Source organism: Haliscomenobacter sp., assembly GCF_040403615.1.
In the GTDB taxonomy this organism is placed as follows: Bacteria; Bacteroidota; Bacteroidia; order Chitinophagales; family Saprospiraceae; genus Haliscomenobacter.
Genome location: NZ_JBBAKG010000067.1, coordinates 24,224 through 33,568, shown reverse-complemented (window position 1 = coordinate 33,568; position 9,345 = coordinate 24,224). Strand labels below are relative to the sequence as shown.

7 protein-coding genes are annotated in these 9,345 nt (G+C 44.5%); 1 reads left to right on the top strand and 6 read right to left on the bottom strand.

Features of this window, described 5'->3' with window-relative positions; genetic code table 11:
- The coding region (locus ABW391_RS19570; protein ID WP_353483596.1) for a hypothetical protein at positions 1–2,114 on the top strand (2,114 nt) is incomplete at its 5' end.
- 188 nt (positions 2,115–2,302) lie between these two features.
- Here the strand turns inward: ABW391_RS19570 and ABW391_RS19565 are convergent.
- The 6 genes from ABW391_RS19565 to ABW391_RS19540 all read right to left on the bottom strand — a co-directional run bounded on the left by ABW391_RS19565 (position 2,303) and on the right by ABW391_RS19540 (position 9,271).
- Positions 2,303–3,712, bottom strand: a complete 1,410-nt coding sequence (locus ABW391_RS19565; RefSeq protein ID WP_353483595.1) for a hypothetical protein — start codon at positions 3,710–3,712, stop codon at positions 2,303–2,305.
- 126 nt (positions 3,713–3,838) lie between these two features.
- Positions 3,839–5,146 carry a TolC family protein gene (locus tag ABW391_RS19560; protein ID WP_353483594.1) on the bottom strand — a complete coding sequence of 436 codons (1,308 nt, stop codon included), beginning with the start codon at positions 5,144–5,146 and terminating at the stop codon, positions 3,839–3,841.
- A 147-nt stretch (positions 5,147–5,293) separates the two neighbouring features.
- A complete protein-coding gene (locus tag ABW391_RS19555) occupies positions 5,294–6,415 on the bottom strand; it encodes an ABC transporter permease (RefSeq protein ID WP_353483593.1) in 1,122 nt (373 codons plus the stop codon).
- A gap of 27 nt (positions 6,416–6,442) precedes the next feature.
- Positions 6,443–7,411 (bottom strand): HlyD family secretion protein, encoded by a 969-nt coding sequence (locus ABW391_RS19550; RefSeq protein WP_353483592.1) that lies wholly within the window; start codon positions 7,409–7,411, stop codon positions 6,443–6,445.
- A 140-nt stretch (positions 7,412–7,551) separates the two neighbouring features.
- Positions 7,552–8,235, bottom strand: a complete 684-nt coding sequence (locus ABW391_RS19545) for an ABC transporter ATP-binding protein (protein WP_353483591.1) — start codon at positions 8,233–8,235, stop codon at positions 7,552–7,554.
- A 589-nt stretch (positions 8,236–8,824) separates the two neighbouring features.
- Positions 8,825–9,271, bottom strand: coding sequence for an Hsp20/alpha crystallin family protein (locus tag ABW391_RS19540; protein ID WP_353483590.1), 447 nt, complete (start codon positions 9,269–9,271; stop codon positions 8,825–8,827).
- Positions 9,272–9,345: the final 74 nt, after the last annotated feature.

Below are 9,345 nucleotides of genomic sequence, written 5' to 3'. Positions count from 1 at the left end.
TAATTAAGCATTTAATAGAAAAACACCCTGAACAGACTTTCGATTTATTGCTCGATTTTCAAATGCAATGTATGTTTGCATCCGATAAGCATCACGGGCTGATTGAACCAAATGTTATATTCAATGACTTCCCATATTATCGGACTGATCTTGATGATGAAGACCAAAACGAAGCCCAATTATTCCCTTTGCTGATAAAATGTGGCCGTGCATTAGCAAAAGTAGCTCACCCACGTTTTTTGCGGTTTATTTCGGAAAATTTAGAAAGTTCATCTGTTACACAGCTATTGATTTTAGTAGAAGGTTTTCGGGCGAATATCTCGGAGAACATAGCTGAGATTGCAGGTTTTTTAACGGCTTTTCTTGAAAAGAAGGGTGTTGATGCTTCTGATACACTTACATATCGGGTAAGAAGGTTATTGGAGGAAGCATTTTTGGAGTTCCCAGAAATACAAAAACGGCAATTGGTTCTGATTGTTTCCCAAATTGAATCTGAGGATGAAAGAGATTGGGCGAACGAAAAAAATAGACCCGATTGGATTGGTAATGTTCGGCTTAAATGGTTGAAATGTCTGCCAGAAAATGAAATCGCCCAAATCCCGGCAGTGGCAGAAATTTTTAGAGAATTGTCAGAGCGATTCCCACATTTAGAAGATAAAGATTTGAACAAAAAGGTAAAAGCCTATCGGACTGGCCCTCCTCTTGAACAACAAGAATACAGCAAAATGAACTTAGAGGACTGGAAGGAGAGTTTTGCAAAAATTAATGAAAAATATGAATATGACCGAGCATCCGGTAAAGGAGGTTCTCTTGAACACGCCAGGCAATTCGCAGAGGAAGTCAAAAAGCGCCCCGACTATTTTTTTCCACTGATTGAAGACTTGATTTCAAATCTAGATTTACCCAGAACTTACCTTATTCATGCTCTAGATGGGTTGAAAGAGGCAAAATACATTCCTGAGCGACTTCTTTTTCTTTTCAAAAAACTGCTGCCGACACTTGCTGAGTTTGATGTTTTTGAGGTTCAGCGCTTAGTATGGCTTTGTTCTGTTTTTTCAAATGAAAAAATGGAAGACGATTCTGTACTCGAATTTTTAGTTAAAATGGCAACAACACATGCCGATCCACTTGATGATTCTTTGAAAGTCACTATCCAAAATAAAAAAACGGAATCCACTTTTAGCTCAGGGCTTAATTCGATTCGGGGGAGTGCGGTGCATTTGTTAACCTATTTATATTATTTCAAAAAGCACGAAAACCTGATCTTTGAGACGCTTGAACGGATCGCTGAACATGATTTCCTAATGGTTCGCAGCCAAATGATGCCCCGACTTGCTTTGCTTTCTAATTTAGACAGGGCTCGATCATTACGTTTGTTTTTACGACTTGTGCAGGACAATGAGCCTGCGATTATGGAGCATTCAGCTTGGTCCGCACAATATTTTACTCGGCAAAATTTTGATGGCATGCGCCCTTATTTTGAAAATGCGCTCACACATCCCAACCTGGCCAAAGACATGGGGATCATTCTTTCCTTGACCTATGTTTTTGAACACCGCGATGCGCTTAATTTACTTAATCGTTTTTTTGAAATAAGTGATGAAGCTAAAGCAGGAGCTATTGAAGTAGCTGCGCACAATATCCGTGATGAAAATGGAAATTTGCTTCTATGTAGCCTTGAGCTGTTCGAGCGTTTTTTGGAAGAAACGAGCGATACCGTCATTCATGCATATGATTTTGCATTTAACCATCTTAAATCCGAAGATTTCGCGCATTTACAGCCTACTCTAAAGCGTTTTTCGCGAACAGTTGTCGCCCGAAAAAATCCACGACCATTTTACGAGTACCTAATCGCTTGTGCAAAAATACAACCTGATGCTTGCCTTGATTTGATAGAAAATTTTGCGGAGCACGAAAAACCAAGTATTCAATATGCTGGATATTATGACAGCGAACCACTTAAAGTAGTCCTTAATGCTTATACCACATTGTGGGGAAAGACACTCAAAGACCCCACGTTGTTGGACAAATCGCTTAAACTGTTTGATGCGATGTTGCTTGACGACCGCTTCCGGAGAGATGCGGATAAGGTATTGGCGAAAATAGAGCGCTAATTTTTATCTGTGATTCCAGGGTTTGTTGTGCGCGTGAACGAGATTTTCAAGTAGTTGACGACCACATTAAACGATCACTTTCGTAATGTTCAATATTTAGTGATGCACCTAACCGTTATTCTAGCATAGGTTACAAGGGGAGACTTGTGCCAGCGGAGTATTTTGCTTAAACCATCAAATCATTCGCCTCATTCCTTTTTGAACCAATGCAAATCAAAACGATCCGAAATTTTAGGAAACTCAGCAAGCAATTCTCCATCCGAGAAGCGAAAGAAATGGAAAGAACCTTTCGCGAAATCTTTGTTTTTGGCCTCTGCTTCATACTTTTTTCGTAAAAAGTTAAAGGCAGGAGATTCTTCTCGGTCAATAAAATTAAAACTGGCATCACCGATGCTTGGAATACCCACATCTTTGTTGAAAAAAGAGCCCCTTAAATCTCCATGTGGGAAGAATTCAAGCGTGTAAATTGAGCCAGTAACCAAAAAGTGTAGCCTCAATGTTTGATCATAATTTACCTGTAAGACGCTAAAACTGTGCAGGGCATACACAGATTTGACCAGCCCGTTTTTTACAAAGGATTCAGGTATTTCTTCCTGGGTAGTCCATTCCAATTGGCCATTCAAGTCATATTTATTCAAATAAAAGCCTTCGTTGCGTTTTTTTTGATCGGTCCAAAGGCCTACTCCCCAGGTATAGATGGCATTGTTTTTAGGGTCAATGAGCAGTGAGGCCATATCGCTTTGACTGATGTTTGTGTCAAAATATCCTGCTCCCTGGAGCATCCGAGGATTGGTGACACTGTACATACCCAAGTTTTTATTAATAGTCAAATCCAACATAAAATCAGCTTGAGCTTTGCCTTTAAAATCAACTTTCAATATCCGAACTTTAGTATCATGTACCGGGCCTGGGGTATAATGGCTCACGAAATACATCTCATTATCCGAGTTGCCATAATAAGACCAATCCGAATATGCACCGTTTTTTTCAATCAGTGGAAGCTCTAGGGTAACTTCACGTTTTGTCATATTTCCATTATCCCAGGCATGGAGAAAATAGATTTTTTTGGCCGGAATCCCTTTTTTAGCAGGCTCGTTTCGACGGATGACAACCGCAAATTCATTTTTTGTACAAAACATCGCATGTGGGAAATTGTAGCCAAAAAGATTTTCAACCTCCAATTTTTTGCTCTCCCCTTGTGCATTAATCTGGGTAATCACCAATTCTTGCTGGGTTCCTGAAACAAAATATACTACTTCTAAATTAGAAGAAAAAATCATTTTGCCCATTGTACTGGTTTCCTCAAGAAGGCCCTGATAAGCTTGAGGACCAGTCAATACTTCCCATACTTTTTGTCCTTGAGTATTGATGCGATATATTTTTGCTCCAGGATACCTGCCGCGTACATCAAACTGTTTTGCTTCCTCCATCGATGCTTTGTGTAGAAATAGCACACCTGCACCATCAACCGCATAGGCGCTTTGCGGGACTTCATCTTTATGGATGGGGATACTGGTAGATTTGGATTGGCCTGCCAAAATACCTGAGTAGAGGAGGCCAATTGAAAAAATCAGGAAAAGTGGAAGTACAATTTTCATAACTGTTAATTAAACAAAATAATAACGAAAATAAGCGGTACTTTTTTATGTCCAAAACATAACCAAGGAAATGGATTTTTATTTTGGCTAATTTGCGGATCTACAGAAGTACCCCGCCCCAATTCCTTACCGCCCCATCGCCTTCTCCCACCGAATTTTCGCCACCAGATAATTGTACCAGGCACTCAAGGAATTGTTCTCGGCTTCGCGGAGCGAAAATTCCGTATTGAGTACGTCCGCATACAGCAGATTGCCTCCGTTGTAGCGCTCCTTGTCCAGGTCGAGAATTTTGCGGGCAGTGTTCAGGTTTTGTTGGGCACTTTGCCACTGCACGATGGTGTTTTTTAAAGCCGTTTGGGTAGAGGCCATTTCGTAGTTGATGTCTTGCTGAATGCGTTGCACGGTTTGGGCGCCTACTTGATTTTGCAGTTGGAGTATTTCCAGGTTTTTGCGCTTCAAATTGCCATCAAAGAGGGTGAAACTGGTTTGCAGCCCAACATAAACCGCAGGAAACCACTTTTCCCAAATCGCAAAATTGTTGCTCAGGTGTTGAATTTGGCCATTGGCAATCAGGTTCAGATTGGGGCGGTACAGCTCTTTGGTACGCCGCTGATCCAGCAGGTTGATGACTTCGCGCTGTTGTTCCTCTTTGAGTTCCCAGCGTTGTCCCATCGCGTTGCTGGTAGGGAGCAGTTCGTTGCTATTCGGTGCAGGAATCGTTCCTACCTCTATGAGTGCATCCAGGGGTAGCCCTATGCGGTAGGCGAGGTTTTGGCGACTCAGTTCCAGGCTGTTTTTGGCCTGATCGCGCGTGGCCCGACTGTTGTCTACTTCCAGTTGGCTACGTTGCACCTCGCTGGCCAGCAAAGCCCCTGCGTTGACCCGGGTTTGGTTGATTTGCAAAAGCGATTCGGCACGCTTGAGCTTATCCTCGGCCAGTTTGAGCTGTTCTTGTTTCAAAAACACATCGTACCAGGCCTCCGCAATGGTGAGTCGATAATTGGCTTTTTGCTTTTCCAGGGTAGCTTCCTGAAGTACTTTTTGCCCTTCCGCACGAAGTTGATCAGTGCGCAAAGTGGGATCAATCAAGGCATACGAAGCACTTACTGCTCCGGTGATGTTAAAAGTAGTACCGAAACGCAGCTTTTGATCCTCGCCACTTCCGCCGCCAAATGCTCCCGCAGGAATGATGGTGGTGGGGAGTACTACGTTGCTGCGCAAGTCGCCCGTGGCGTTGATGATCGGGCTACGGCGTGCCTCAATTTTGTTGCGTTCCCGCTGTGCCAATTCAACCTGTAGTGCCTGATTCTTGAGGTCGAGGTTGTTGGTTTGGCCAAGGGAGAGGGCTTCTTCAAGGCTGATTACGCGCGGGGCTTGGCCGAAAGCGGTCAGTATACTTGATAGCAAGAATATGGTAAAGAGATGTGTTTTCATTGATTGAGAAGGTTGATGAGATTTGAGTTTCGGGCTCCTCGCCCCTTTCCGGGCACCTCGACTTCACTATCAGGCACCTCGGCTTCGCTCGGTGACCGATAGTGAAGCCGAGGTACCCGGAAAGAGTCGACTCGACCTATACCAAATCTATATTCTAAAAATAGCTGAAGGCTCTAATCCTGTAATCCTGCGAATGGCAAACAAACTACCAAACAAAGCGATAAACAGCGTCAGCACCAGGAATCCAAATTTCATCCAGAGGGGAAATTCAAAGATCGTCCCCGCTTGCGCAACCCCGTTTTTGAAGCCGTTGACCAAAAGATAGCCAATGATAAATCCGATAACGGCCAAAATCATGGCCTGCGTCAAAATCAGGCGACTGATGTACCCATTCGTGGCCCCAATGGCCTTGAGGGTTCCGTAATCGCGGATGCGGTCGATGGTTGCAGAGTACAACGTCAGTCCAATGATGACGAACCCCACGATCAGGGCAAAAATGATCAGTGTACCAAAAGAAAGCGCAATGCCGCTGGAACTCAGCACCGTAAGAATGGTCTCGCGGGTAAAATCTTCACTGGGCCAGGCACGGATGCCTTTGAGGTTTTTGTTGATGTAATAAATCACTTGCTCCCGGGAAACTTTGGGATCCCATTTGAGCAAAAAAGCACTGGCTTCGTTGTTGGGGATATTGCCCAGATACCGTGCCCTTTCAATGGTGGTAAAAGTATAGGTTCCGCCAAAAGAGCGCACCCCCTTGGTATTGCCAGCGATGAATACTTTTTTTCCATTGATCTCGAAATAGTCGCCAACTTTGGCGCTTCCAAGCGATTCGCGGTCAAAATAATCGGTGATGATGGCGCCATCTTTGAGCATGTCTGCGTTGGTGCCTTCACTGAGTTTCCAGGGGCCGCCCGCGCATTCGGGATATTGCACCCCGATCAGTACCACGCCTGAGTTTTTGCCGTTGGCAAAACGAGCGCCGCCAGATGCCAGTACCAAGGGGCTGACCTGAGTAACTCCGGGCACACTGGCCAATTCGCGGGCTTTGCGCATATCAAGGGTAGCCAGGGAATTGACGTCGTTGGTTTTGTCGTCTACCACCCAGATGTATTCCTGGTTGTTGCGCACCAGTGCCGACATGGCATTGGTGAGAAATATGAATATTCCGCATTGCTGACCGATCAGAAACACCGACAGGATCACTCCGAAGAGTGCGCCAAATGATTTTGCTTTATCATAAAGCAAAAAGCGAAGTGCGGTTTTGAACATGGTGTTGTTTTTTGTACAGATCCTGGTTTATTCCTGATCCAATTCAATGACACACTCTACCCGGCTGCCAATCAGCACTTTGCTGTTGTCGTCCAGGCGCACGTGTACTTCCCGCACCCGGCGGTCTTCGAGGTTATCGGCCCGATCCGAAAACAATGATTTTTGCTTCAAATAAGACCCCGTAAACACCACAGTGCCGCGTGCCACGATATTGCTTTCCCCTTGTGGGCGGATGTAGGCTTTGTTGCCGTTTTTGACGCGCAAAGCATACAGTTCGTCTACTTCGCCCACGGCCAGATAAGGGCCATCTTTGGCAAAATCGCCCAGTACTTTTTCGCTGTTGATGTAATTTCCTGGCTTGACATCGCAAGAAAGAAAGATCCCCGTAAGCGGAGCGCGGAGGCTTTTTTTGCCCAATTGGGTTTGACTTAGGCCAATATCCGCGCGCAATTCTTCCAAGCGTGCTTGTTGCTGCTCGATGCTGGCCGATTGGGCAACCAATTGCTTTTGCACATCCTCCACACTATAGCGACTGTCATCCACACTTTGCTGAGTAGCGGCGTTGCCCTGCTGTAGTTTGAGGTTGCGGGTGTACGTATTTTGGGCATTGGCCAGTTTCACTTTGAGCGATTCCAGATTGGCCTTGGTTGTTTCAATGGCCGCTTGTTGGGTTTTGATACGGCTTTGGGCCTGGTGCAGTTGTGAGGCTTCAATGGCGGATTCCAATACCACCAATACCTCTCCTTTTTTCACCGCCTGGTTTTCGGCAAAAAGCACCTCTTTGACAAAACCTGCCGTTTCTGCATTGATGCTGATGATCTTCCCGGAAGGCTCGATGCGGGCAATGCCCACTACCTCTTTGACATCCATGGTAGAATCAAGGGGTACTTCTGTTGAAGTAAGTGGAACGTTTTTGGTTTCTTTGGCGGATTTGTCTCCACCGCAGCTCCAAACCATGAGGATTGCTGCCAAAAAGATAAGTTGAGTAGCTTTCATATTTTTTGCAATAACTAAGTAACGCAGAAAAATTAACTTCCCGATTTTGGGTTTTGAATAGGAAGCCGAACGGTTCATTTCAAGTGAGTTTCCTATTCAAAAGCCTCTCAAAAAATCGGGAAGTAATTTTTTGCGTCATATTAATGATCAATTTTATCCACAGCCGTTACAATTCCGTTGTTGACGGCCACGATGCGGTGGGCATATTTCTCCAGACGTGGGTCGTGGGTCACCACGCACACCGATTTGCCCTCGTTGGCCAGGTGGCGCAGTTCGGTCATGACCACATCCAGGGAGTCTTTGTCAAGGGAGGCGGTCGGCTCGTCACATAAAACCAGTTTTGGATTCGTGACCAGGGCCCGAGCAATGGCTACCCGCTGCTGTTGTCCACCCGAAAGTTGTTTGGGCAATTGCTTGCGGCGATCCATCATGTCTACCATTTCCAATGCTTTTTGGGTGCGTTGCCGGGCTTCGGCGTTTTTGACGCCCTGCAAGCGCAAAGGCATCAACACATTGTCTTCTGCGCTGAGCGGCGCCAACAAGTTGAAGCTTTGGAATACGAACCCGATGGTGCTAAGGCGCAAGTGAGCCAATTGGCGCTCACTGAGGCGATTGATTTCTTGACCATCTACCCACAAACGCCCTTTGCTAGGATAAAGCACACAACCAAGTAGGGAGAGCAAAGTTGTTTTGCCCGACCCCGATGGCCCAATGATCAATAGCAGCTCGCCTTCTTTGACTTCCATGCTGGTGGGTTGCAGGGCAACGATCTCCTGATCTCCCACCCGGTACGTCTTGCTGACTTCTTCCAGTTTGGCAATCATAAAAATAATTTTACAATTTTTTCACAATGAAAAACTGTGTTTTCATTACATTATATTGATAACCTGGATCGAATGGAAAAGGTTGTGGAATGGGGAGATTTTTTTTGAATTTTTTTTGCTTGGAGAGGTGACAAATTTGTTTTGTAAGACACAGTATGGTAACAACAACAAAAAAAAAGGCCGATCACGAGATGTGTCGGCCCCAAAAAACACCTAAAACCCTATTAACTAACCTATAAACTATTCTTTTTTGAAGTACGCAAATGTATTGCTTTGCGTATGTACTATATAAACCAATTTTCGTAGCAAATAGTTTCTCGTTTGGTCAAAATCTGCGTCATTGCGGCGACAGAAAACTGATTATCGAGAATGTATTTTGCTGAACATGATCCATGAAAAAAAGTTCAAACCTTAGCAGGACTAATATATGTGTTTTTCACAAAAAAGGCAATATTTAGGACTCAAAAGTTTGAACTTTAACAGTTTTTCTAAGAAAAAAAAATGAAATATGATGAATTGTGCATGACCTTTTGTCTAATTCACTTCACCCAATACAACATGCACAACCCATCAAAGTTCATTCAAGGCACTAGCCCACTTCGATTTGGCGTACCTGTGGCAACGCTTCTTCTTTTTTAGGGATGCTCAGGAACAGAATGCCATTTTCATAACGCGCTTCGATGGCTTCTGCATTTACGGTTTTGGGCAAAGTGAAGTTGCGTGCAAAACTGGAATAAGCAAATTCGCGCACTTTCACATTTTCGCCTTCTACGGTAGTCGGTTCTTTTTTGGCCGAGATGCTTAGCGTATCTTTTTCAACTTTGATGTTGAAATCTTCTTTGGCAAGGCCAGGTGCAGCCAATTCAATGCGGTAAGCATTGGCGGTTTCAACGATGTTGACCGCAGGGCGGTTTTCCACCCAATCGCGGAATGGACCAAAAGAAACTTCAGAACCCAGAAAACGGTTGATCAAACGATCAAATGACGGATCAGCAAGGAATGCTGGCACTTGTGGTTTAACAGTTATAACTTTCATGGCACTTGGAATTTTTGTTTTTAAATGTTGATTGCTTTCCATAAAGCAAAGGGCATTCCAATGCCGAAATGAGG